Below are 23,777 nucleotides of genomic sequence, written 5' to 3' on the forward strand. Positions count from 1 at the left end.
TATTTTTTATTTCTTCGTTTCGTTTAAAATATTTTTAAGTGTATTAAGATCATAATTTGAGCTTACATAGATTCTATCTAGCTTAAGAAGATTATCTTCTCTATCTGAAAATCCTCTGTTAGTAGTAAATCCTAGTGTATAGCCAGCTTCTTTTGCTGCCTTAATAGTATCATCATTAAAATCTCCAAAAGGATAGGCGATAGCATATACCTCTTTATTTATTATTTTTTCCAGGGTTTTCTTTGAATTAATCATTTCAGCTAATTGATCAGCATAGCTTAATTTATCTAAATTAGGATGATTAACGGTGTGACTTTGAATATCTATACCATAATCAGACATTTCTTTAATGGCATCTTCAGATAGATAATATTTTCCGTCTAAAGCATTCGTAATACAAAATATAGTAGCTTTCAAATTTAATTCTTTTAATAATGGAAAGGCATTGTAATAATTGTCCATATATCCATCATCAAATGTGATTAGTATACTCTTTTCGTGAATTGGCTTATTATTTATTAAATAATTTGCTACATCACTCATTGTTAACGAAACATATCCTTCATCTTTTAAATATGAAAGCTGTTCTTTAAGAAGTTCAGGAGTTATTATAACCTCATTAGTAGAGTCTATATTTACAGAATGATAGTATAAAACTGGAATGCCTCGATTATCATTAATTAATTTATCTGATTCAGAAAAACCAGAGTTATATGTTTTAAGAATATCTTCTTTAGTGTCATCTATGTTAGTGTCGTTATTGTTTATTCTTATATCATCTTGGATATTAGATTTTTCATTGTAATCCTTTTGATTATTATCTTTAATAATACTTGTGTTTGTATCAATAAATTTATATCCAATAAATACAGAAATAATAGTAACTATTGATATTATCAATAGGTATGATTTCTTCATTAAATTTCCTCCTATTATATAATATACAATACATTATAAATAAAAAATTATATAAATACTAGGAGGCCATCTAAAAAGATTATTATAAATAAAAATTTATTGTATTATTTAACAGAATATTTAATAACTTTTAGACTAAAAATATAAAAAGTATACAATAATAAGAAAATAGTACAACTTATTAACATTATCCACAAGTGCATGTGGATAACATGTTATAAAAATGTTAATATACATATATTTACAGCGAATTGTGTGAATATATTAGTAGTAAAAAGCATTAATTTATAATTAAGGAGAATAAATTATGAATATAGTTCAAGGCATAGGAATAGGATTGTTGATAACTTCTTCTTTCACCACAAGTTATAAACAGAATGTGTTGATAACTTGTGGATTAATTGTTGAAAATAAAATAGAAGTTAGTGAAGAAGTAATAAAAAATGATTATAAATATTTAAAAGAAGATATAAAGATACCATATTTAAAAAGTGATTTGTTTAAAGAGAGAGTAGATTCTATAAATAGTAGCATTAAAAATGATATATTACCTAAAGTAGCTGATGCTGAGAAAACTGCAAGAGAATATTTTGATAATACAGGTAATGTAATCATTCCAAATTTCCCATTTGAAATAATGTCAAATTATACTGTAAATTTAAATAATCCTAAATTAATTAGTATATACAACGATTATTATGAATACCTAGGTGGAGCGCATGGAAATACTATTAGAACGTCATATAATGTTGATAAGCAGAATGTAAGATTATTAATGCTACAAGACTTATTTATAAAAAACTCTAATTATAAAGATATAATAAATAAGGAGATAGTGAGACAAATTAACTTAGAACCAGATATATATTTTGATTCAGGAAAAGATTTTAAGGGAATAAAAGATAATCAAGGCTACTACCTTACTGGAGAAAATTTAATAATATACTATCAACTATATGAAATTGCACCATATGTAGCTGGAATTAGGGAATTTAAGATTCCACTTAAAATGTTTGGAGAAAATTATCTTTATCATTAACTTTACATTTATAGGTTTGTTGAACAATAATTTGTAATATTTTATGTTTGCATTACAAATTAGAATTTGTTTTTTTATGATCAGTTATCAATGATAAAATTTCAATTAAGGAAAAAAAGCTTATAGCTTTTTAATTGTATTATTGCATCGTTATAGCATTAGCCATAACATTCGCCTTAAGCGGATTACATTTGTATTAGCAAATGTAGATGCAATACTATAATCTTAGAAAACTAAAAGTTTTTCATCCTTCTTCATTGAGCATTGATAACTGAGAATTGCTGGACAAATTCTAGTTTTGCAACAGTTCTATAAATAATTAGCAGTCATGTGAATTTACATTACTATTGCCTCTAAATCCATATCCATCTGAAATAGATCTTCCTATGGCAGTTATTTTCCCAGTAATACATCCTCTACAATGAGATGGAGTATCTCCAGTGCAAATCTTACCAGGATATAGAGCATATAACTTCCTATATTCACCTTCAGTAACATTAGGCATTACAACATTTGCACCGCTTTGAAGTGCTTTAATTCTACCATTAGGGGCTAAGGATTCCATAGCCGTAGTAGCAGGAATATTTATATCTGGAAGTATTAATCTTGTTATTGCCATTACTTTTAATGATAATGTAAGATTTCCACCTTCAGCATCCTTTAAAGGAGTATCAGCATTTGGAATAAATGGACCAATTCCTATCATATCTGCATCTATTTCTTTAAAGAATAATATATCATTAGCGATTGAATCTAAAGTTTGATTTGGTAATCCTACTAATATGCCAGTACCAACTTCATAACCCAGCTTACGAAGATTATCTAAACATTCTAATCTGTTTTCAAAGCTCATGCCTGGATCCATAGCTGTGTATAACTGCTTGTCTGTAGTTTCTATTCTTATTAAATATCTGTCAGCACCTGCAGCTTTAAATGCTTTATATTCTTCATATGTTTTTTCGCCTAAACTTAAAGTTAAGGCAACACCAAGTGATTTTATTTTTTTTACTATATTAGTCATTTTATCTACATCAAAGTAGTCATCTTCGCCACCTTGAAGAACAATTGTCTTATATCCATAGTTTACTGCTTTGCTTGCAAAATCAAAAATCTCATCTTCAGTTAATCTGTATCTTTTAAGATTTTTATTATCTCTTCTTAAACCACAATACATACAGTTTCTTTTACATATGTTTGTAAATTCAATTAATCCTCTGAGATTAACTACATTTCCTAAATATTTTTCTCTAATATAATCTGCAGCCTTAAAAAGTTCTTCATTTATATTATCATTTTCTAATAACATTAATATTTCATCTTTAGTTAATTCATGTGTAAGTTTAGCTTTTTCTATTATTTTATTCATAAACTTTGCATCTCCTAAATGTAAGTTAAACTTAAATACAAAAATAATTTTTTGATTTAGAATTAGTATACTATAGAATAGAAGAATATTACAACGAATTGAAATTAAGAGAGTAGAATTTTTAAATTATAAATAATAGACTGTATCAAAATTTTAATAATAATTTTGATACAGTCTGATTAAATAAAACTTTTATTTCAATATAAATAGTAAATTATTATGCTATTTTTGAATTTGAAACAGTATTGTTTGATTCAATAGTTATTTCATTTTTTCTTTCAATGAAGTCTCTTACTATTTTAACAAGTTGAATAATTATAGTTGGTATGAAAGCAAGTAAATGAACTGTAGCTATATCTTTCATAGCAAGTGGTGTAACTTCAAATAATCCTTGAAGACCAGGTATAAGAAGTACAGAATTTACTAAAATAATACCTACTCCAAATGCCATCCAACTAAATTTATTACTGAAAAGTCCAAGTGAGAATATTGATTTTTTACCTCTACAGTTGAAACCATGGAATAATCTGGCTAAACATAAAGTACTAAATGCCATTGTCATTGCTGCACCATTAGAACCTTTTGTTAATCCTATGTGGTAAGCCATCATGGTGAATATTCCAATAATCAATCCTTGAACGCATATATCTACCATAAAATCTTTAGTTAATATTGATTCCTTAGAATCTCTAGGTTTATCTTTTAATACATCTTTTTTAGATTTTTCCATTCCTATTGCAATTGCAGGTAAACTATCAGTTACTAAGTTTATAAATAATAAGTGAACTGGTGCAAATGGAGCTGGAAGAGCAAGTAATGAAGCATAAAGAACACTTAATATTCCAGACATATTACCTGAAAGTAAGAATTTTATTGAATTCTTAATATTAGCATATATGTTTCTTCCGTTAGTAACTGATTTTACTATAGTAGCAAAGTTATCATCAGTTAAGATCATAGAAGCAGCATCCTTTGAAACTTCAGTACCTGTAATTCCCATTGCTATACCAATATCAGCTTGTTTTAATGCAGGAGCATCATTAACTCCATCACCAGTCATTGCAACGATTTTACCTTTATTTTGCCATGCTCTAACTATTCTTATTTTATGCTCAGGGGATACTCTTGCATAAACTGAGATGTGTTCTAATTTTGAATCAAGTTCAGCATCAGACATTTTATCAAGCTCTAATCCCTCAACAGCCATATCATCTTTTTGAAGTATTCCAATTTCTTTTGCTATAGCAGAAGCAGTAATTTTATGATCGCCAGTGATCATTATTGGTTTAATTGAAGCTTTGATACAGTCTGCAACAGCAGCTTTAGATTCTTCTCTAGGTGGATCAATCATTGAGATTAAACCAAGGAAAGTGAATCCATTTTCATCATCTAAATTAAGTTCTTTATTATCATCTAATTCTTTATAAGCAAATGCTAAAACTCTAAGCCCTTGTGAAGATAACTCTTTGTTAGCAGAATTAATATGATTAGCATCTTCATTGGTAAATCTTTTTAATCCAGAAGAAGTCCTTATTGATGTAGTTCTATCTAAAAGCACATCTAAGGCACCTTTTGTTATCATTATATATTTTCCATCTATGTTATGAAGAGTACTCATAAGCTTTCTATCAGAATCAAATGGTATTTCACTTAATCTTGGATAAGCTTTTCTACATTCAATCTCGTTTATTGAGAACTTATGTCCTAAATTAGTTAAAGCTACTTCAGTTGGATCACCAATTTCATTTCCATCAAGTGAAGTTGCATCACTACAAAGAATAGAGCTATTTAATAGAAAACTTTCAATTGGACTATTTACATTAATTTTTTCACAATCAATTGTTTTATTATCAATAAAAATCTTTTTTACAGTCATTTTATTTTGTGTTAATGTTCCAGTTTTATCAGAGCATATTACAGATACACAACCAAGTCCTTCTACAGCTTTAAGTTTTTTAATAATTGCATTTTCTTTAGCCATTGATTGAGTACCTATGGCAAGTACAATTGTAACAATTGAACTAAGTGCTTCTGGAATAGCAGCAACAGCTAAAGCTACAGCAAACATTAATGAATCTAATAAATTAGTTCCTCTATACATACTTAATGCAAATACTAGAATACATATACCTATAATACCGATAGCTAATTTTTTAGAAAATTCATCTAAAGAAACTTGAAGCGGAGTAGCTTTTTCTTGAGTTTCTTCCATTAAAGTAGCTATTTTACCAAGCTCAGTATTCATTCCTGTTTTAGTTACTAAGATTGTAGCTCTACCATATGTAACTAGGGAACTTGAAAATACCATATTTTTTTGATCGCCTAGGGCTACTTCATCTTTATTTATAGCATCAGAGAATTTTTCAACAGCTTCAGATTCACCTGTTAATGAACTTTCATTAACTTTTAGAGAATAGTTTTCTAATATTCTTCCATCAGCAACAACTAAGTCACCAGCTTCGAGGAGAAGAATGTCTCCTGGGACAACATCTTTTGATGGAATTTCAATTTTTTTGCCATCTCTAATTACTTTAGCATTAGGTGCAGATAAAGCTTTTAAGCTATCAAGAGATTGTTCAGCTTTAATATATTGAACTGTACCTAATATAGCATTCATAGTTATAACAGCAATAATAACAATAGTGCTTTCCATATTACCCGTCACAGCAGAAATAATAGCGGCAATAATTAAGATTATAACTAAGAAGTCTTTAAACTGATCAAAAAATATGGACCACATACTTTTTTTCTCTTTTTCATTTAAGATGTTTTCTCCTACAGTATTTAATAGTTCTGTAGCTTTGTTACTCGATAGTCCTTCTAGAGATGAGTTTAATTCTTTCAATGATTCATCTGTAGTTTTACTAAAAAAGTTACTCATATTAATCTTCCTTTCAAATAAATATATATTTGCTCCAATTTTGAATAAAGTCTAATTTTTCATAATAAAAAAAGAGACCTTTAATATAACTTCAAGATTAGTATTATTGAAGTTATATTAAAAGTCTCATCACCACTTGGGTATATAACACCAGACTAAAATTAGCCGCGGATGTTGACGTTATATTTTTGATTACTCCCCTTTAACAAAAAAGCATATTTAATTAATACTACTATAATCTAAATTGTATTAGCTTGTCAATAAAAAAATATAAATTTTATTTTAACAGTAAAAATTGTAGAAAATGGTAATGTTATTTATGTAGCTAAACATGCACTGAACTTTTAGAATTTACCATGGAAAGTATTGATGGGAAAATTATTATAGAAATTTTAAAATAGTAACATTTATTTAACAGTTGAATAATATCTAATTAACAATAAAGGTATATATTAAAAGTGTAAAAGGGTAAAGGGTGTGAGAATTTATGGTAGATTATAGGTCTTTGAGTTTTAACGAAAAATTAAAAGAGGGATTAAATGTAGATGTTCATTTATTAGGATCAGTATTTGATGTAGCTACTATTAATACTTTAATAAGATCGGGATTTGCTTATGAGATTCTTGAGAATAAAAATGAAAAATAATAAATAATTATTTTTATAAGAGTGGTGTTAATTTGGAGTGTAATAACATAGAGTATGAGATAATGGATAATCTTCTGCTTGATATAAGAGAAAATAAATATAAATTTGATGAGAAACTTCCCTCAGATAATGAATTGGCGGAAAGGTATAATGTACCTAGAATAAAGGTGAGAAATATATATAAAAAGATTGAACAAATGGGATATATTTATTCATTGCAAGGTAGAGGAAGATTTCTTAAAAAGAGAGGGAGTTCTATAGAGCTAATCTTATCAGGTAATGAAAGTTTTTCTAAGAAATTAAAACGCGGTGGAGTTAATTTGGATACAATAAATATATGCGCAGAAAGGATTCCATATAATAAAAGCATATGGGATGAGCTACATGCTTCTAAAGATATTAACGTTTATAAAATAGGAAGATTAAGATGTGTTGATAAAGAACCACTAGCAATACATTTTTCATACGTATCACAAAAGGTATTTAAGGATATATCAAGAGAAGGAAGAAAAATTACATCTATGTTTGATTACTATAAGAAAAAAGGGTTTATAAATTATAGTACAGAAAAGAGTATGTTAGAGGTATTGTATCCTACATCAAAGGAACGGAAGTTATTAGATTGTGGAGAATTAGTACCACTTCTTAAATTAAAGAGTAATTGTAAAGATGAAGATACAGACATAATATTAGAGTATACAGAGATAATTTATAGAGGGGATAAATTCATATATAAGATATAATTTTAATTTACAGTTAAAATTTCAAATTTTATACTGTTTTTTATATCTATAAATTAATTAGTATAGATGATTGAGGTTGGATATTATTATTTAATTATGTACAATTAAATAATAGAATACTAATTTTGCGGGGATGAGGTTCATATGAAGAAAAAATTAATAATAATAAATGGGGTTATGGGGATTGGAAAAACAACTATATGTAAAGAATTATATAAGAAATTAGAAAATTCATTTTGGCTTGATGGAGATAGCTGCTGGATGATGAATCCCTTTATAGTTAATGAAGAAAATAAAAAAATGGTATTAGACAATATTACATATATTCTAAATAATTTTTTGAAAAACTCAAGCACCAAATATGTAGTATTTAATTGGGTTATTCCTACAGATGATGTAATGAATGACGTATTAGGAAGAATTGATGTTGCAGATATTTCAATCTATAAAATAACATTAATGAGTAGTAAGGATGAGCTTGTAAAAAGAATTGGGAAAGATATAAAATTAGGGCTAAGGGACAAAGGAAATATTAAAAGAAGCTTGGAAAGATTTGATTTATATCATAATATGAATACTCAAAAGCTAGATACATCTAAAAAAACAGTAGAGAATATAGTTAAGGAAATTATAGATATAATTAATATAAGTGTATAAATAAAGTAAAAAGAGTTATAAAATATTATAAATACTTGATTCTTGGAAAATAAAAAGGTATAATTCGTTTGTCAACTAATAACAATTATCATTAAGAAACAATTAAATTATAGATATTTTATATGGAGGCTGATTTAATGAGTATTCAGTTTAAAGACGTAAATTTTAGCAGGGTTGTAGACAAGCTGTGTGATTGCTGTTTATCAGAAGATACTTGTAGAGAATGTGATGCAAATAAGTGTATAATTAGCTACGGAAAAGAATGTATTAAGCATTGTATGATAAATAAAGTTACAGGTATTATAGATGGGCATAAAAATATTCCATTATTAGATACTAAAGTCTATGATAAAGAGACTGCGACTGATGGAATAGTAGACATACTTAAAACTTGTAAAAGTTGCAGAGAAGACCATTTTGAAAATTGTATTATAAATATAATAAGAAATTGTTATGAAATAATTCTTACAGGACAAGAGCAAGAATATAATGGGAGTGCACTATTATATATTAATAGTTTAAAAGAAATAGATAGTGATTTATCTGATAAGGTTTTTGAAAAATTTAATTCAAGATAAAAATAAATAAATCCATTTATAGAAACAAGTAATATGAAAAGTATTGAATTACTTTTTATATTACTTGTTTCTATTTTTGTGCAGAAAAATTTCATTCAAATATGAATAATTAATTCAATTTTATAAAAGCAAATGATGTCTAACAAATTCTTAACATTATTTTACATACTCTTAGCATCACTTAACATGGCACCAAGATATAATTCAAATTGTGAGGGGGAATTCCAAATGAATAGAAGAAAAAGAACTGAAATTCTTATTAGAGGTAATAAAGAGTTAGCTGGAAAATTAGCAAGAGAAATAGAAGAAAAATATGATATTAAAACCATTGATGAACCAAACAATGGATTAGTGATGATTAAGATGAGGGAAACAGCTAAGAAGCAATTGTTCTATTTAGGAGAAGTTTTAGTAACTGAAGCTAAAATACATATTAATGGACACGTAGGGATGGGAATTGTTGCAGGTGATAATGAGGAAGTTGCTATTAATTTAGCAATTATAGATGGAGCGTATAAAGCAAACTTAAAAGAGATAAGTAAATGGGAAGAACTTTTACTAAATGAAGAAAAGATTATTAAAGAAAAAGAATATAAGTTAAGTCAAAAAATTTTAGAAACAAAAGTTGATTTTACTACTATGGATTCTTAATAGATAAAACAGTCAAGGAGGAAAGAAATAATGAAGCTTAATATGGTTCATGATATTCAAAGTGTTTATAGAAAAGTATTGAATGCCATGGCTAAGCCAGGAGTGATTGAAAACCTACAAAAAGAAGCGGATAAAGTAGATATAGATATTAATTGTTATAAGAGTACATTCCTAATTATGATGATGCTGTTAGATAGGGAAGTGAGCTTTAATGTGGTTTCTGAAATGTCAATTGATGTTTCAAGTTTAATAAGTCAAATTACTTATGCAAAGGTTAAACCGCTAGAAGAAGCTGATTATATATTCGTATTAGATGATTTTTGTGATGAAGATTTAGATATAGTCATAAAAAAAGCAAAGATAGGAGATTTAGTTGACCCTAATAATTCAGCAACAATAATAGCTGAATTTAAATGCTTGGATAATGATAATAATGAGGCAAATATTCTTAATTTTAAAGGCCCTGGAATAAAGAATTTGAATGAGGTTAAAATTAGCGGTGAAACAAAATGGATAAAAGAGAGAAGTTTAAAAAATGAAGAATACCCACTTGGAATTGATTTGATTTATGTTGATGAAAAAAATAATGTTATTTGCATTCCAAGAACTACTTCTATAAATGAAAGTGAGGTTTAGCTAATGGCATATGTTGCAGTAAAAGGTGGAACAAAAGCTATCGAGGCTTCCATTGAAAGATTAAAATATGAAAGACTTAAAGATAAAGAAGTATTAGATATAAATGGAATATTTTCTGGAATGAGAGGACTTATAGATGTAGTTATGTCAGAAGCTAGTTTATATTCAAAAGAGCTTGCTTCAATTGCAATAAAACAGTCAGAAGGTAATGCAGAAGAAGCGGTATTTTTATTAAGAGCATATAGATCTACTCTTCCAAGAAAACATTATACAAATGTTGTTGATACTAAAGATATGTTTGTTGAAAGAAGAATATCTGCATCATTTAAAGACATACTAGGCGGACAAATACTAGGAGCATCTTATGACTATACTCACAGACTTATAGATTTTAGTATTGCAGATGAAAGTAAAGAAGATGCACGAAAGTGGGTAGAAGAATTTAATAAAAAAATATCAGAGAATAAAGAAACAAAGTATGATTTAAGACATTTACCCAAAGTTTTAGATTATTTAAGAAGCCAGAATTTAATAGAAGACTGTGAAGAAAATAATGAAGAACCTAAAGATGTAACTAAAGAAAGCTTGCAGTTTCCATCTACGAGAGATCAAAGATTACAGGTATTAACAAGAGGACAGACAGGTGGGGTAATTTCTCTAGGTTATTCAAGCTTAAGGACTTCAGGCCTTGATGACCACCCAACAGTTGGAGAATTAAGAATTGGAAATATACCATTATATATTTCAGATCCTATAGAAGAAGGATCACACGAAGAAGATTATTATATTGGAGAAATAAAGGTAACCGAAGTAGAAAATTTCATGCCAACAACGGTGATAAATGATAAAGGTGAAAATGAAAGAAAATTTGATATTGGATATGGGATTTGTTATGGACAAAATGAAAGTAAAGCCATAGCAATGAGCATATTAGATCAATGTCTTCAAAGAAAAAATAAAAAATATCCAACAGGTGATGAAGAGTTTGTACTTTTAAGTATCGATTCAGTAGAATCAACTGGGTTTATATCACATTTAAAATTACCGCACTACGTTACTTTCCAATCTAAGCTTGATAGTGCTCGTAAAATTCAAGAGGAAAAGGAAGGTGAAAGTTGTGAAAAATAACTATAATTTTGCATTTTTTGATGAAGGATCAAAAAGAGAAATAAGAAGAGCGACATTAAAAGCAGTAGCAATTCCAGGATATCAAGTACCTTTTGCATCAAGAGAAATGCCTATAGGAAGAGGATGGGGGACAGGTGGACTTCAGCTTACATTATCGCTCATAGGGAAAGAAGATGTTCTTAAAGTAATAGACCAAGGTTCAGATGAATCTGTAAATGCAGTAAATATTAAAAAATTAATAAATAAAACAACGGATGTAGAAACAACAGATGACACATCAAAAGCATCATTAATCCAATCAAGACATAGAATCCCAGAAGTTCCACTTAAGTCAGATCAAATTCTAGTATTACAAGTTCCAACTCCAGAACCACTAAGAGAAGTAGAACCAAGTGAATATGTAACAAAGAGACTTCATGCAGATAAAGAATATAGCGCAGCCTGGCTTATGCTTTTTGAGCAGATTATAAAGTATGGAGAGATGGCAACAGGTGCAGATCATCCTGTAATGGTCAATGACAGGTATGTTATGGCCCCAAGTCCTATTCCAAAGTTCGATAATCCTAAAATGAATGATAGCGAAGCATTGATACTTTTGGGGGCTGGTAGAGAAAAGAAGATATATGCAGTTCCACCACATACTAAAGTCGAATCCTTAGCTTTTGAGGATTATGAATTTAAAAGAGAAAATGTTACGGGAAAAGTGTGTAGGTTATGTGGAAAAACTGGAGTTTACATGGATGAGCTTGTGGATGAAATTACAGGAGAAACATACTATCAATGTAATGATACCAGCAACTGTATAAGTTCATTAAATGAAGGATAGGGGGATAAATGTAATGAGTAGTGAAAAGCCTATTTTAAAAGTAAAGAATCTTAAAAAGCAATTTGGAGATGGGTGTAGCTATTGCAGGGATTTAAATGAAAATAATCTAGAAAAGAACTATTGTCCTAAATGTGGAACAGTATATGCATGCCAGAATTTGAATTTTGAAGTATATGAAGGCGAAATTTTAGGAGTTGTTGGTGAGAGTGGAAGTGGAAAATCAACAATGATGCAGTGCCTTTACTTTGATAAAGAAGTTACCGATGGAAAAGCGTATCTATCAAATTATAAGGATGGAGAAAAAAATATTTTTGAAGAATCTTCTCAGCAAAAAAGATATATAAGAAATAATGTTTTAGGAAAAGTATATCAAAATCCTATGCTTGGATTAAAGATGGACTTTTCGTGTATAGGAAATATAGCAGAAAATCTTATAGCATCAGGTAATAGAAATGTAACTTTTATGATCGAAAGAGCAAAGGAATTATTAGAAAAAGTTAATATACCTGTTTTTAGAATGAAGGAGGCACCTAAGAATTTCTCCGGAGGAATGCAACAAAGGGTTCAAATAGCTAAGGCTTTATCAAATAATCCACCTATACTTCTTTTAGATGAAGTAACGACAGGATTAGATTTATCAGTACAAGCTAATGTTTTAGATTTGATAAAAAAACTTCAAAGAGATCTTGGAATAAGCATGATTGTTGTCTCACATGATTTAGGTGTAATAAGAATGCTTGCTGATAGAACAATAGTTATGCTCAATGGAAAAATAATTGAAGCTGGATTAACAGATCAAATTTTAGAAGATCCACAACATGAATATACACAACAATTAGTTCAGTCATTATTGTAAAAATTAGAAAGTTAGGGAATGGCAAAACTTTTAATTTATCTTAAAAGTTACAGCAAAGTGGGGAGGAATTAGATTTGTATTTATTAACTAATGGAAGAATAGTTACAGAAGAAGGTATACTGCAAGGATATGATTTATTAATTGAAGATGATGTAATAAGAAAGATAGCGGAAAGAGGATCAGTAAGAACTATAGGAGTAGAAAAAATTGATGTTAAAGGTTCGTATATTGCGCCAGGATTTGTTGACGTTCATTCTGATTATATAGAAAATATGGCATCACCAAGACCAACTAGTATTATGGATTTCAACATTAGTTTAAGAGAAGCTGAAAAGGTCCTTTTAAATAATGGAATTACAACAATGTTTCATTCATTATCATTTTATGGACTAGATTTATTTGAAAATAAACCAGTTAGAAAAAGAGAAAATGTAATTAAATTAATGGATGTAATTAATAAGACTCATAATGAGAAACATCTTATAAGACATAGATTTCATGCAAGAGTTGAAATTGACAGCATAGATGAAGTGGAAAATATCAAGAATTATATAAAAGAAGGAAATGTACATCTATTATCATTTATGGACCATACTCCAGGGCAAGGACAGTATAGTGATATTGATACTTATAGAAAAATTTTAAAGGGATATAAGAACGTAAGTGACAGTGAAATTGATGATATGGTTGAAGCAAGACGTAACAAGACAACTATTACTGTTGATGTAATGAAAGAAATGGCAGAGCTTGCAAAGGAGAGAAATATAGCTATTGCATCACATGATGATGATAGTGTAGAAAAGATCGAGTTTGTAGAAGAGCTTGGAGCAACTATAAGCGAATTCCCAATTACAATGGATGTTGCAAGCGCTGCACAAGAGAAAGGCATGCTTACTATTGCTGGTGCTCCAAATGTACTACTCGGAAAATCGCATGCAGGTAATCTTTCAGCAGCAGAAGCTATAAAGGAAAAATGCATCGATATTTTATGTAGTGATTATTATCCAGCAGCAATGCTTCATTCAATATTTAAGCTTAATGAAAATTATGATATTGATTTATGCGAAGCATTTAAGTATGTAACAATAAACCCAGCAAAAGCTGTAAAGATGGACAATGTAATTGGTTCTATAAAAGAAGGTAAGAAGGCAGATCTTTTAATAATAGAAAAATTAGATGAAGTACCTGTGATAACATCAGTATTTGTTGATGGGAAGCTTATGTCAAGAATTAATTATAGAGTATAGCGAGGATTTAATATTATGGATTTAATATTATCAGAAGACGGTTATATACATGAAAATAGTAAAATAATAAATAGTTCATTTGGAAAATACACTTATGTTCTTGAAGGATGCAGTTTAGAAAATTCATTTATGAATGATTATTCTTACTGCTCAGAATACTGCATAATTCAAAATGCTCAAATTGGGAAGTTTGTAAATATAGCGGCTATGGCAAGAATAGGAGCAACTCAGCATCCAATTAAGAGAGCAAGTCTTCATCATTTTACATATAGAAGAAAAATGTATGGGTTTGATGATAAGGATGATGAGGAATTCTTTGAGAATAGAAAAAACAATAAGGTAATTATAGGAAATGATGTATGGATAGGTCATGGAGTTACAATTATGGCAGGTGTTAAGATTGGCAATGGGGCTGTAATTGGAAGCGGAGCTGTTGTAACACATGATGTAGAAAATTATTCAATAGTTGCTGGAGTTCCAATAAAGAAAATAAGAGACAGATTTTCAAAGGATGTAATACATGAGTTAGAAGAAATAAAATGGTGGGACTGGCCACATGAAAAGATAAAAGAAAGATTTGACGATTTCTTATTGGATGCAGATGAATTTATAAAAAAGTATTAAAAGTAGGTGAAATTAAAATGGAACAATTATTGAGTATTGAAAACTTATCAAAATCATTCATGCTTTATACAGTAAACAAGCATATAGTTGCTTCTCAAAATATAAATATTTCACTTAATGAAGGTGAATTTATAGGTATAGTAGGTAAAAGTGGAAGTGGAAAATCAACGATTTTAAAATGCCTTTATAGAACATATATACCACAAGAAGGCGCAATATGGTATAACTCAAAAAAATTTGGACTCATAAATCTACTTGAAGCTAGTGAGAGGCAAATAATCTATCTGAGAAAATATGAAATAGGGTATGTATCACAATTCTTAAATGTAATGCCTAGAACGACAGCAAGAGAAATAATTGAACAGGCTGTTTTAGAAATGGGATATGATGAGGAACTTGCAAAAAGAGAAGCTGAAAAAATGCTTATTCATTTTGAATTAGATAAAGAACTTTGGGATACTTATCCTAATAATTTCTCTGGAGGAGAAAAACTTAGACTAAATATTGCAAGAGCTATGGTAAAGCATCCTAGATTATTACTATTAGATGAACCAACTGCAAGTTTGGACAATGCATCTAAAATGAAAGTAAAAGAACTAATTGAGCAGCTAAAAGCTGAAGGAACTACAATGGTTGGAATATTTCATGATATTGAATTCATGGATGGAGTATGTGATAAGACATATAATATGCAGAATGGAAAACTTTAAGCAATTCATAATTCAAAATGCACAATGCAGAATTTATGAATTTTAGAGTACACTGTGAGATTCTGATTAAAATTGTGAATTATTGTTCAGGGTGCCCTAAGGGGTATGAATTATGAACTGTGAATTGAAAGAGGTGGTGAAAAAATGAAAGGTGATTTACACATTCATACTAATATTTCAGATGGTTCTTATAGCGCTAAAGAAGTGTTAGAAATGGCAAAAAAAAACGAGTTAACACATATTGGTATAACTAATCATGACACTGTAAAAGGACTTTCAGAAGCAGTTGAAATGGGAAAGGAGTTTGGAATAAAAGTTATACCAGGCATAGAGATATCTGCTTATGATTTTAAAAATAATAGAAAAGTTCATATTCTTGGATATAATTTTGAGCTTAAAGGAGCTAACATTTCAAAATTATGTAATCCAACATTAGAAGCAAGAAATGAAAACAGTATGTGGCAAATGAGAACCTTAATAGAAAATGGATATGACATAGATGTTAAGTCTGTACAGGAAAAAAGCAAGGTGGGTGGAGTTTTATATAAGCAGCATATAATGCAGGCTTTAATTGAAAAAGATTATACCACAAGCATATATTCAGATTTATATAAAAGGCTGTTTAAAAATAATGGCATATGTGCACATGATATAGAGTACGTTGATGCGAAAGATGCTGTAAGAGCTATAAAAGATGATGGAGGACTAGCTGTTTTAGCACATCCTGGACAGCTCAATTCTTATGATTTAATACCTGAGCTAGTTTCTAATGGATTGGATGGCATTGAAGTTAATCATATTAGCCATAATGATGAAGATGTTAAAAAAGTAATTGAATTTAGTCAGATATATGGATTGATTCTAACTGGAGGAAGCGACTTTCATGGAACATATGGAGAAGAAGATATTAATATTGGCCAAATATTATCTCCAATGGAGGCGTTGAATCTTTTCTAGTATTTTATTTTATTTAAAATTTAAAGAAAATACAACAAAATTTAACTCTAATATAATATAGGGTTAATTAAGATAAATTAATATTTTAAGTGTAATATAATATCTATTTAAAATTGTTATGTATGCTGTATTTGAAATGTAAAAGTGCCTTCCTAATACAAATAATGAAAAATTATATGGCATGCATAACTAAACAAAATATAAGAAGTATTTTTAAATTTGAGAGGAGTCAATTTAATGAAAAAAATATTAGCACTAGTTATGACTTGCGCAATTGGAATGACAATGTTTTTAGGATGTTCAGGAAATGGACAAGGGGCTACTTCTGATGCAGGGGCTACTGGTAATAAAGCACAATCAGATACTATTACTATGGTATGGTATCCTAATGAATCAGGTGGAGATTTAGAAGAAGCAAGAAATGAAATTGGAACAATTATAGAAAAAGCTACAGGAAAAAAAGTAGAACATAAGCTTACAACAGACTATTCAATAGCAATAGAAGCAATAGCCAATGGAACAGGAGGCATTGCATTCATGGGAGCTCAGGGATATGTCGAAGCCCATACAAAAAATGATAAGGTACTGCCACTTATGATAGCAAGCGGTGAGTCAGGAACTATCGACGATGCTGTTTATTATAGTTGGCTTTCGGTATCTAAGGAAAAAGCAGAAGATTATAAAAAAGATGGTAAATATTCAATAGATAATATTCAAGGAAAAAGAATGTCATATGTGTCAAACAGTTCAACTTCGGGATTTAAGGTTCCAACTACAAATATAGTTTCTTATTTTTCTAAAGAAGATAAGTGGAAGAATTTGACCGCTGAAGATTTAATGGAAGGTGGAAGTGATAAATTCTTTAGTGAGGTTCTATATGGTGGATCACATCAAGGTTCTGCAGTTAATATTTTAACAGATAAAGCAGATGTAGCAGCATTTTGTGATACTAATTTAGTCAATTATGTTGATGCTGCTGATGGAAAAATAAATGAAGTAGGAACTACTTATAAAGTAAAAGCTGATGCAGCAGAGCCATTTAATACATTAGGTGGAAAAGAATTTGTAGCTATTTCAAGCACTCCAGTATTAAATGCACCATTTGTTATAAATACTGAAGTTATAAGTGAAGAAGATAAACAAAAATTAATAGATGCATTTACTTCAGATGAAGTAGCAAATAATAAAAAGGTATTTGTTGAAAAAGACAGTGATACAAAAGGATTCTTTACAAAATCAGGTGATGAAAAATTTATAACTGTAGAAGATTCTTGGTTTGATCCAATAAGAGAATTATCTAAATAAGTAATATTTTAATCGTTAATTAATAAAGTATGGAAATTCCACTTAGGTGGAATTTCTAAATATACAGCATACTTTAATTAAGTGAGGGGAAATTATGATATGGAACTGCTAAAGGTAAATGATATTAGTAAAGAATATAAAGGTGGAACAAAAGCATTATCAAATATAAGCTTCTCAGTACAAGAAGGAGAATTTATTTCAATAATAGGACCTTCAGGAGCAGGAAAATCCACACTTCTTAGATGCATAAATAGAATGATAGATGTAACTGATGGAAATGTCATATTTGATGACACCGATGTTGGAAACTTAAATAAAAAAGGACTTAGAAGTCTTAGAACTAAGATTGGTATGATTTTTCAACATTATAATTTAGTAGAAAGACTAAGCGTTATTGAAAATGCATTACATGGAAGATTAGGGTACAAATCATCTATTGATGGAATGATAGGCAGATATACAGAAGATGAAAAGAAACAAGCTTTTAAAATATTAGAAAAGTTAGGTCTTGAAGATCAAGCTTACAAAAGATGTGACCAATTAAGTGGAGGTCAAAAGCAGAGAGTTGGTATTGCTAGAGCATTAATTCAAAACCCTAAGCTGATTTTATGTGATGAACCAATAGCATCTCTTGATCCAAATTCATCAAAAATAATAATGGATCATTTAAAAACTATTAATAAAGAAATGGGAATTACATGTATATTAAATTTGCATCAAGTAGATGTTGCAATAAAGTATTCTGATAAAATTATTGGAATTAATAGTGGAAATAAAGTATTCATTGGAACTCCATCAGAGCTTACTAAAGAAAAAGTACATGAGATATATGGATCTGATGAAGGAAGTCTAATAATAGACTAGAGGTGTAATAATGGAAATTAAAACGCTAAAAAAGAGAAATAGAATTATTACAGTGGTAATGATTTTTATAATTATTTTATTTATGGTGTGCTCAGCGGCTACAGAGTTTAATGTTATTAAGGGAATATCATCAATACCTAAGGCAATAAAATGGATGGCTGTAAATTTTGTTCCAAATGCTAGTGCATTAAGTAAAATGCCTGACATAGTGGATAAACTTATTGAAACCATATTACTATCAATAGCTGCGACAACTGTAGCTGGAATACTAGCGTTAATATTTGGCGTTATGGGCTCAAAAGCTACAAGAATAAATAATTTTATGGGTACATTCAGCAGATTTATAGCATCAGCTTTTAGAAATATACCAGATGCTGTTTGGGCAATGATATTCTTATTATCTTTTGGGCAAAATGTACTAACTGGTTATTTTGCATTGTTTTTTGCATCATTTGGTGTACTTACAAGAGCATTTATTGAGACTATAGATGAGGTGAGTAATGGAGCAATAGAGGCGTTAGAAGCAACAGGTGCATCTTATTCACAAATAATCTATCAAGCAGTAATACCATCTAGTCTAACTCAAATGATAAGTTGGATTTTATACATGATAGAAACTAATATTAGAAGCTCTACTTTGATAGGAATATTAACAGGAACAGGAATAGGATTTATATTTGATTTGTATTACAAAAGTATGAAATATAATGTGGCTAGTTTAGTTGTTTTATCTATAGTAGCAGCTGTTTTTGTAATAGAATTTATTTCTAATACTGTTAGGAGGGTAATATTATGATTGAAACTTATGCTAAGCCATTAGATTTTCATATACAAAAAAGTATTTCAGGTAAGATAAAAATAAAATCAAAAGATCCCTCACAAAGTTACGTAAAAATAACTTTATTATCACTTTTAGCATTAACTGTATTGGGATTTGCTACATTTGATTATAAAGGAATAGATATAATCAAGGCTTTAGGAGAAACGCTAGTTAATATAAAAACCATGTTTTTAGAAGCAAGCTTAACGCACTTTACCATATATGATGCTATTAAGCAGGTTGGGATAACTATGTCATTATCATTTCTAACTACCTTAATAGGAGGAGTAATAGCATTATTTTTAAGCTTATTTGCTGCAAAGAATCTTTCAACTCTTAGGGCATCAAATATTATAAAAGCAATTGTAGCATTTATTAGGGCAATACCAACAGTACTTTGGGTACTTATATTTGCTGTAACTGTAGGTCTTGGAAGTGAAGCAGCAGTAATAGGTATGGTTTTCCATACAGTAGGATATTTAATTAAGGCTTATTCAGAAGCATTTGAAGAATTAGATGAAGGAATAATAGAAGCATTAAAAGCAAGTGGCGCAAGCTGGTGGCAGATAGTATTTCAAGCTGTATTACCATCATCTATGAGCTATATAATGGTATGGACATTTATGAGATTTGAAATTAACTTTACGAATGCAGTTGCTATGGGAGCGGCAGCAGGTGCTGGTGGTATTGGATTTGAATTATTCATGGCAAGTAACTTTTACTATAATGTTAGAGAAGTAGGATTTATTGCAATAGGTATACTTGTTTGCGCAATATTACTAGAAATATTTTCAACTAAGATAAAAAATAAATATTTAAAATAAAATTAGCCTATCATAAAATACCTCATTTTTTAGTGGTGGATCATATTGAAATTATAAAGTTTTACTTTTTAATTTTGATTTGATCCATTTATTATATTTTAAAGGTAAGCTGCTTAAATATTTAAAAATCAATAAAATTAAATAAGAATATGCTTATTTTATGCTGCCTAGTAATAATATTTTCAAAAGTAAATCATCCGCGTATAAATATATCTAATGGAATGTGAAGTGTAAAGACAAGTGTTAAAATTGACAACACTAGGGTATAATAATTAAATAAGGAAAATTTCAGAGCAATTAAGAGAGAGGAGTATTGATAATGTCTACTGGACTTGTATTAGAAGGAGGAGCCTTTAGGGGCTTATTTACAGCAGGAGTTTTAGATGGATTATTAGATATAAAAGCTGAATTAAAATATGTAATAGGTGTATCAGCAGGTATAACTAATGCTTATTCATATATTTCTAAACAAAGAGGAAGAAATTTGGAAATTATGGAAAAGTATATGGGTGATAAAAGATATATTAGTTATGGAAATTTGATTAGATGCGGTTCGTTAATGGATTTTGATTATGTATTTAATGAAATACCTAATAAACATTCTATATTTGATTATGATGAGTTTTATAAATATGATGGAAAAGTTTTAGCAGGAGCATTTAATGTTGAAACTGGTGAAGTTGAATATTTTGATAAAGATAAACTTGATGAAAAGAATACAATATTAAAAGCAAGCTGTTCAATACCATTATTATTTCCGTTTGTAAATATAGAAGATAAATATTATGCTGATGGTGGACTGTCAAATCCTATACCAATTTATAAATCAATAGAAGATGGAAATGATAAAAATATTATAGTTTTAACTAGAAATATAGATTACAGAAAGAAAAAATCTAAAGCAAATCAAATAGCTTATAAAGTATATAAGAAGAAATATCCTAAGTTAGCTGAAGTATTAGCCAAAAGACACATAGAATATAATAAAGAACTTGAATTTTGTAATGAATTAGAAAATAAGGGCAATGCAATAGTTTTAAGGCCAACGATTCCAATGGATGTAGGTAGATTTGAGCGTGATAAAGTTAAATTAAGAAATATATATAATAATGGATATGACTTAGTTATAGAAAATAAAGAAAAAATATTAGAATTTTTATAAATTGAGCAAATAATCAATTTATTAACAGCAAAGTAAACCCTTTTTTCACTGAAGCTTGTTGACTAAAATATAAAGAAAATATAAAATCAAGATTATGACATAAAGATGAGATAAGCAAAATTGCAAAAAGGAGTTAGATTTTTGGATACTAAGGACATGAGTTTAAATGAAAATAACATTTGTGAAAAATGTGGAGCAGAAGCTTTATATTATATTGATGAATTGAATTGCTGGTTATGTGAAAACTGCAAAAATGAAGAAGAAGAGTTAGAAAAGATTTCAGAAAGATTAGAAAAGAAATTTAATAAAAGAGTATATTCATTTGATATAGCAGAACTACTAAACTGCTTATCTAAAGATGAAATATATAATATAGCAAGAAATTTAGGATTAGCAAAAATTTCGGGATTAAAGAAAGATGAATTGCTTAACAATTTAATTGAAAACTACGAGTCTTTAATAGAAGAAAGACTTCTTTTATTTGAAGAAGAGAGATATAGATTGCTTAGAAGCTATTTAGATAAAGATGGAGTAAAAATATTTAATGATATAGATGAAGAAGAAGTTGAAAAGAGTGCATATTTCATTCAACAAGGATTTATTTATCCTACGCTTAAAGATGGAATAGCAGTATTTTTGATGCCACAAATAGTTCAAAAGATTATTGAGGATAAGAATACACTTGATTATAGAAGAATCATTAAACAAAATGGTGAAATAATTAATGTGTATAGAGGAATGAATAAGGCTTATGGAATTTTAAATATAGAAAGCATTAAAAGTATATTGAGCCAGTATGATTTATATAACGATAATATTGAAGAATTAATTAGAGAAAGTGGATATTATTATTCTGAATATAGAGAAGATAGCAAGCTATTCGTGAACAATGAGATACAAGATATTGATAGTTTAGTTGAAACTATAGAAAAAGAGTGTGCTGAATTAGAATATGCCAAAATTTCAAAAGAAGAATTACTTGTAATGTCAAATAGAGATTATGGTTTTTCTACTAAAGCTGGTAAAGCTTTTTGCAAGGAATTTAGCAATACCTTTAATTCAAATAGAGAAATGTTGCAAGCAATAATGGATGATTTATCAATAGATATTCAAGAAAATGAAGTTAATGAGTCAATTGACAAGATACTTGATGTAATGGAAGTTGATGAGGAGAATGTGAGAAATGTAGCAGCAAATCTAATGAGTAAGTTTGCTAATAAGATTAGAATATGGAAATATAAAGGTTATAGCATTAATGATATTAAAGCTTTAAAATCTACAGTAAAAAATGAAATAAACATTGGAAGAAATGAACCTTGCATTTGTGGCAGCGGTAAGAAATATAAAAAATGTTGTGGAAAAAATAAATAAGATCTGAAAAAGATAAGATATCCAAGAAAACTAACTTCAAGATATCTTATCTTTTTATTTAGAATTTATAATTCTAAATTTATGAGGAGAATAGTCATAATATTTTTTGAATAATTTACTAAAATAATAAGCATCAGTATATCCAACTGACTGAGCAATAACCTTTACAGGTGCTTCAGTAGTAAGCAATAAATTCTTTGCTTTTTCCAATCTTAGATTTATCAAATAATTTATTGGAGGTTCTCCAGTTTTTTCTTTAAATATCTTAGAGATATATACAGAACTCATATACATATTTCTTGCTATATCATCTAAAGAAATGTTATCAGTATAGTTATTTTCAAAATAATCTATAATAATTTTAACTATGTTTGATTTATCGTAAAAAGGTAAATTACATCTGTTAATCTTCTTTGTGTTCTTTACATAGTTTGTTTCTTTTAAAAAAAGACCTATAAGTTTCATAATAAGGCTTTTTAAAATTAATTCTTTTCCAATTTCACAAGCTTCCTGTTCCTCTATTATTTCTAAGCAACATTTATGAAAGTCCTCACCATATTGCTGGAATTGCATGGGTACATCTGAAGAATCTTTTAAAATATGGTTAATAGGAAGTCCGTCCACTTTCACATTTCTAAAGCCAATATGGAGTTCAGTTATATCGTTGTTAATGCCTTTTGTAAATGATTCTTTATGATATACGCCAGGGTTAAACGGAAGTAAAGTTCTTTCTTTTACTGTGTAAAATTTATCACCTATTTTATAATTTACATTGCCTGATACAACATAACTAAATTCTATAAAATCATGGCAATGATATTGCCCTTCAAAGCTATCTGTATTATTACAATTAAATGAATATAAAATCTCAGGATTAAAATTCTCTATTGAAATTCCTACATTGCACATTAATAATTTCCTCCCCTTTTATATAAGAATATACATCATATAAATAAAAAAGTACATTT

The 23,777-nt window shown here is 28.7% G+C and carries 24 protein-coding genes; 20 read left to right on the plus strand and 4 right to left on the minus strand.

Features of this window, described 5'->3' with window-relative positions; translation table 11 throughout:
- Window positions 1-6: 6 nt before the first annotated feature.
- A complete protein-coding gene (locus tag CNEONATNEC86_RS01770) occupies window positions 7-918 on the minus strand; it encodes a polysaccharide deacetylase family protein (protein ID WP_058293455.1) in 912 nt (303 codons plus the stop codon).
- 307 nt (window positions 919-1,225) lie between these two features.
- On the opposite strand from CNEONATNEC86_RS01770, the gene CNEONATNEC86_RS01775 reads away from it, so the two are divergent.
- Entirely contained in the window at window positions 1,226-1,957 is a 732-nt protein-coding gene (locus CNEONATNEC86_RS01775) for a DUF3298 and DUF4163 domain-containing protein (protein WP_058293454.1), read from the plus strand.
- 319 nt (window positions 1,958-2,276) lie between these two features.
- On the opposite strand, the gene hydE is transcribed toward CNEONATNEC86_RS01775, so the two are convergent.
- Both hydE and CNEONATNEC86_RS01785 read right to left on the minus strand, forming a co-directional pair.
- Window positions 2,277-3,323, minus strand: coding sequence for a [FeFe] hydrogenase H-cluster radical SAM maturase HydE (gene hydE, locus CNEONATNEC86_RS01780; protein ID WP_058293453.1), 1,047 nt, complete (start codon window positions 3,321-3,323; stop codon window positions 2,277-2,279).
- 217 nt (window positions 3,324-3,540) lie between these two features.
- A complete protein-coding gene (locus tag CNEONATNEC86_RS01785) occupies window positions 3,541-6,204 on the minus strand; it encodes a cation-translocating P-type ATPase (RefSeq protein WP_159135442.1) in 2,664 nt (887 codons plus the stop codon).
- Window positions 6,205-6,691: 487 nt separating this feature from the next.
- Here CNEONATNEC86_RS01785 and CNEONATNEC86_RS01790 point away from each other — a divergent pair, with 487 nt between their 5' ends.
- The 19 genes from CNEONATNEC86_RS01790 (at window position 6,692) to CNEONATNEC86_RS01880 (ending at window position 22,809) form a co-directional block, all read left to right on the plus strand.
- Window positions 6,692-6,850 carry a hypothetical protein gene (locus tag CNEONATNEC86_RS01790; protein ID WP_159135443.1) on the plus strand — a complete coding sequence of 53 codons (159 nt, stop codon included), beginning with the start codon at window positions 6,692-6,694 and terminating at the stop codon, window positions 6,848-6,850.
- Window positions 6,851-6,882: 32 nt separating this feature from the next.
- Window positions 6,883-7,593 (plus strand): GntR family transcriptional regulator, encoded by a 711-nt coding sequence (locus CNEONATNEC86_RS01795; RefSeq protein WP_230132122.1) that lies wholly within the window; start codon window positions 6,883-6,885, stop codon window positions 7,591-7,593.
- A gap of 144 nt (window positions 7,594-7,737) precedes the next feature.
- A complete protein-coding gene (locus CNEONATNEC86_RS01800) occupies window positions 7,738-8,250 on the plus strand; it encodes an AAA family ATPase (protein ID WP_159115497.1) in 513 nt (170 codons plus the stop codon).
- Window positions 8,251-8,387: 137 nt separating this feature from the next.
- A complete protein-coding gene (locus CNEONATNEC86_RS01805; RefSeq protein WP_159135444.1) occupies window positions 8,388-8,828 on the plus strand; it encodes a hypothetical protein in 441 nt (146 codons plus the stop codon).
- 228 nt (window positions 8,829-9,056) lie between these two features.
- Entirely contained in the window at window positions 9,057-9,479 is a 423-nt protein-coding gene (gene phnG / locus CNEONATNEC86_RS01810; RefSeq protein WP_125149661.1) for a phosphonate C-P lyase system protein PhnG, read from the plus strand.
- A 30-nt stretch (window positions 9,480-9,509) separates the two neighbouring features.
- Window positions 9,510-10,115 (plus strand): phosphonate C-P lyase system protein PhnH, encoded by a 606-nt coding sequence (gene phnH, locus CNEONATNEC86_RS01815; RefSeq protein WP_125149662.1) that lies wholly within the window; start codon window positions 9,510-9,512, stop codon window positions 10,113-10,115.
- A 3-nt stretch (window positions 10,116-10,118) separates the two neighbouring features.
- Window positions 10,119-11,243, plus strand: a complete 1,125-nt coding sequence (locus CNEONATNEC86_RS01820) for a carbon-phosphorus lyase complex subunit PhnI (protein WP_159135445.1) — start codon at window positions 10,119-10,121, stop codon at window positions 11,241-11,243.
- Window positions 11,233-12,069, plus strand: coding sequence for an alpha-D-ribose 1-methylphosphonate 5-phosphate C-P-lyase PhnJ (locus CNEONATNEC86_RS01825; protein WP_125149687.1), 837 nt, complete (start codon window positions 11,233-11,235; stop codon window positions 12,067-12,069). Before CNEONATNEC86_RS01820 ends, CNEONATNEC86_RS01825 begins: the two co-directional genes overlap by 11 nt.
- Before the next feature lie 13 nt (window positions 12,070-12,082).
- The gene (locus CNEONATNEC86_RS01830) at window positions 12,083-12,925 is read left to right on the plus strand and encodes an ATP-binding cassette domain-containing protein (protein ID WP_125149664.1); all 843 of its coding nucleotides are present in this window, start codon (window positions 12,083-12,085) and stop codon (window positions 12,923-12,925) included.
- 74 nt (window positions 12,926-12,999) lie between these two features.
- Window positions 13,000-14,172 (plus strand): phosphonate metabolism protein PhnM, encoded by a 1,173-nt coding sequence (phnM, locus tag CNEONATNEC86_RS01835; protein WP_159115500.1) that lies wholly within the window; start codon window positions 13,000-13,002, stop codon window positions 14,170-14,172.
- Window positions 14,173-14,187: 15 nt separating this feature from the next.
- Window positions 14,188-14,796 (plus strand): DapH/DapD/GlmU-related protein, encoded by a 609-nt coding sequence (locus CNEONATNEC86_RS01840; RefSeq protein WP_159115501.1) that lies wholly within the window; start codon window positions 14,188-14,190, stop codon window positions 14,794-14,796.
- 17 nt (window positions 14,797-14,813) lie between these two features.
- A complete protein-coding gene (locus tag CNEONATNEC86_RS01845) occupies window positions 14,814-15,506 on the plus strand; it encodes a phosphonate C-P lyase system protein PhnL (protein ID WP_159135446.1) in 693 nt (230 codons plus the stop codon).
- 144 nt (window positions 15,507-15,650) lie between these two features.
- Window positions 15,651-16,463, plus strand: coding sequence for a PHP domain-containing protein (locus tag CNEONATNEC86_RS01850; protein WP_159135447.1), 813 nt, complete (start codon window positions 15,651-15,653; stop codon window positions 16,461-16,463).
- Window positions 16,464-16,700: 237 nt separating this feature from the next.
- The gene (locus CNEONATNEC86_RS01855) at window positions 16,701-17,768 is read left to right on the plus strand and encodes a PhnD/SsuA/transferrin family substrate-binding protein (RefSeq protein WP_159135448.1); all 1,068 of its coding nucleotides are present in this window, start codon (window positions 16,701-16,703) and stop codon (window positions 17,766-17,768) included.
- A gap of 99 nt (window positions 17,769-17,867) precedes the next feature.
- Window positions 17,868-18,632 carry a phosphonate ABC transporter ATP-binding protein gene (gene phnC, locus CNEONATNEC86_RS01860; RefSeq protein ID WP_159115504.1) on the plus strand — a complete coding sequence of 255 codons (765 nt, stop codon included), beginning with the start codon at window positions 17,868-17,870 and terminating at the stop codon, window positions 18,630-18,632.
- Between the two features lie 10 nt (window positions 18,633-18,642).
- Window positions 18,643-19,428, plus strand: coding sequence for a PhnE/PtxC family ABC transporter permease (locus CNEONATNEC86_RS01865; RefSeq protein WP_125149670.1), 786 nt, complete (start codon window positions 18,643-18,645; stop codon window positions 19,426-19,428).
- Complete coding sequence (locus tag CNEONATNEC86_RS01870; protein ID WP_159135449.1) at window positions 19,425-20,276, plus strand: PhnE/PtxC family ABC transporter permease; 852 nt, start codon at window positions 19,425-19,427, stop codon at window positions 20,274-20,276. The genes CNEONATNEC86_RS01865 and CNEONATNEC86_RS01870 overlap by 4 nt, the downstream gene beginning before the upstream one ends.
- Window positions 20,277-20,595: 319 nt before the next feature.
- Complete coding sequence (locus tag CNEONATNEC86_RS01875; RefSeq protein ID WP_058293448.1) at window positions 20,596-21,438, plus strand: patatin-like phospholipase family protein; 843 nt, start codon at window positions 20,596-20,598, stop codon at window positions 21,436-21,438.
- A gap of 141 nt (window positions 21,439-21,579) precedes the next feature.
- The gene (locus CNEONATNEC86_RS01880; protein WP_159135450.1) at window positions 21,580-22,809 is read left to right on the plus strand and encodes an SEC-C metal-binding domain-containing protein; all 1,230 of its coding nucleotides are present in this window, start codon (window positions 21,580-21,582) and stop codon (window positions 22,807-22,809) included.
- Window positions 22,810-22,863: 54 nt separating this feature from the next.
- On the opposite strand, the gene CNEONATNEC86_RS01885 is transcribed toward CNEONATNEC86_RS01880, so the two are convergent.
- Entirely contained in the window at window positions 22,864-23,718 is an 855-nt protein-coding gene (locus tag CNEONATNEC86_RS01885; protein ID WP_125149673.1) for an AraC family transcriptional regulator, read from the minus strand.
- Between the last annotated feature and the right edge of the window lie 59 nt (window positions 23,719-23,777).

The organism is Clostridium neonatale (assembly GCF_900465025.1).
Classification (GTDB): Bacteria; Bacillota; Clostridia; order Clostridiales; family Clostridiaceae; genus Clostridium; species Clostridium neonatale.

Bases quoted from the DNA above. Each gene is read 5' to 3' on its own strand.
- CNEONATNEC86_RS01770 (WP_058293455.1), bottom strand. From the start codon at position 918: ATGAAGAAATCATACCTATTGATAATATCAATAGTTACTATTATTTCT.
- CNEONATNEC86_RS01775 (WP_058293454.1), top strand. From the start codon at position 1,226: ATGAATATAGTTCAAGGCATAGGAATAGGATTGTTGATAACTTCTTCT.
- hydE (WP_058293453.1), bottom strand. From the start codon at position 3,323: ATGAATAAAATAATAGAAAAAGCTAAACTTACACATGAATTAACTAAA.
- CNEONATNEC86_RS01785 (WP_159135442.1), bottom strand. From the start codon at position 6,204: ATGAGTAACTTTTTTAGTAAAACTACAGATGAATCATTGAAAGAATTA.
- CNEONATNEC86_RS01790 (WP_159135443.1), top strand. From the start codon at position 6,692: ATGGTAGATTATAGGTCTTTGAGTTTTAACGAAAAATTAAAAGAGGGA.
- CNEONATNEC86_RS01800 (WP_159115497.1), top strand. From the start codon at position 7,738: ATGAAGAAAAAATTAATAATAATAAATGGGGTTATGGGGATTGGAAAA.
- CNEONATNEC86_RS01805 (WP_159135444.1), top strand. From the start codon at position 8,388: ATGAGTATTCAGTTTAAAGACGTAAATTTTAGCAGGGTTGTAGACAAG.
- phnG (WP_125149661.1), top strand. From the start codon at position 9,057: ATGAATAGAAGAAAAAGAACTGAAATTCTTATTAGAGGTAATAAAGAG.
- phnH (WP_125149662.1), top strand. From the start codon at position 9,510: ATGAAGCTTAATATGGTTCATGATATTCAAAGTGTTTATAGAAAAGTA.
- CNEONATNEC86_RS01820 (WP_159135445.1), top strand. From the start codon at position 10,119: ATGGCATATGTTGCAGTAAAAGGTGGAACAAAAGCTATCGAGGCTTCC.
- CNEONATNEC86_RS01830 (WP_125149664.1), top strand. From the start codon at position 12,083: ATGAGTAGTGAAAAGCCTATTTTAAAAGTAAAGAATCTTAAAAAGCAA.
- CNEONATNEC86_RS01840 (WP_159115501.1), top strand. From the start codon at position 14,188: ATGGATTTAATATTATCAGAAGACGGTTATATACATGAAAATAGTAAA.
- CNEONATNEC86_RS01845 (WP_159135446.1), top strand. From the start codon at position 14,814: ATGGAACAATTATTGAGTATTGAAAACTTATCAAAATCATTCATGCTT.
- CNEONATNEC86_RS01850 (WP_159135447.1), top strand. From the start codon at position 15,651: ATGAAAGGTGATTTACACATTCATACTAATATTTCAGATGGTTCTTAT.
- CNEONATNEC86_RS01855 (WP_159135448.1), top strand. From the start codon at position 16,701: ATGAAAAAAATATTAGCACTAGTTATGACTTGCGCAATTGGAATGACA.
- phnC (WP_159115504.1), top strand. From the start codon at position 17,868: ATGGAACTGCTAAAGGTAAATGATATTAGTAAAGAATATAAAGGTGGA.
- CNEONATNEC86_RS01865 (WP_125149670.1), top strand. From the start codon at position 18,643: ATGGAAATTAAAACGCTAAAAAAGAGAAATAGAATTATTACAGTGGTA.
- CNEONATNEC86_RS01870 (WP_159135449.1), top strand. From the start codon at position 19,425: ATGATTGAAACTTATGCTAAGCCATTAGATTTTCATATACAAAAAAGT.
- CNEONATNEC86_RS01875 (WP_058293448.1), top strand. From the start codon at position 20,596: ATGTCTACTGGACTTGTATTAGAAGGAGGAGCCTTTAGGGGCTTATTT.
- CNEONATNEC86_RS01885 (WP_125149673.1), bottom strand. From the start codon at position 23,718: ATGTGCAATGTAGGAATTTCAATAGAGAATTTTAATCCTGAGATTTTA.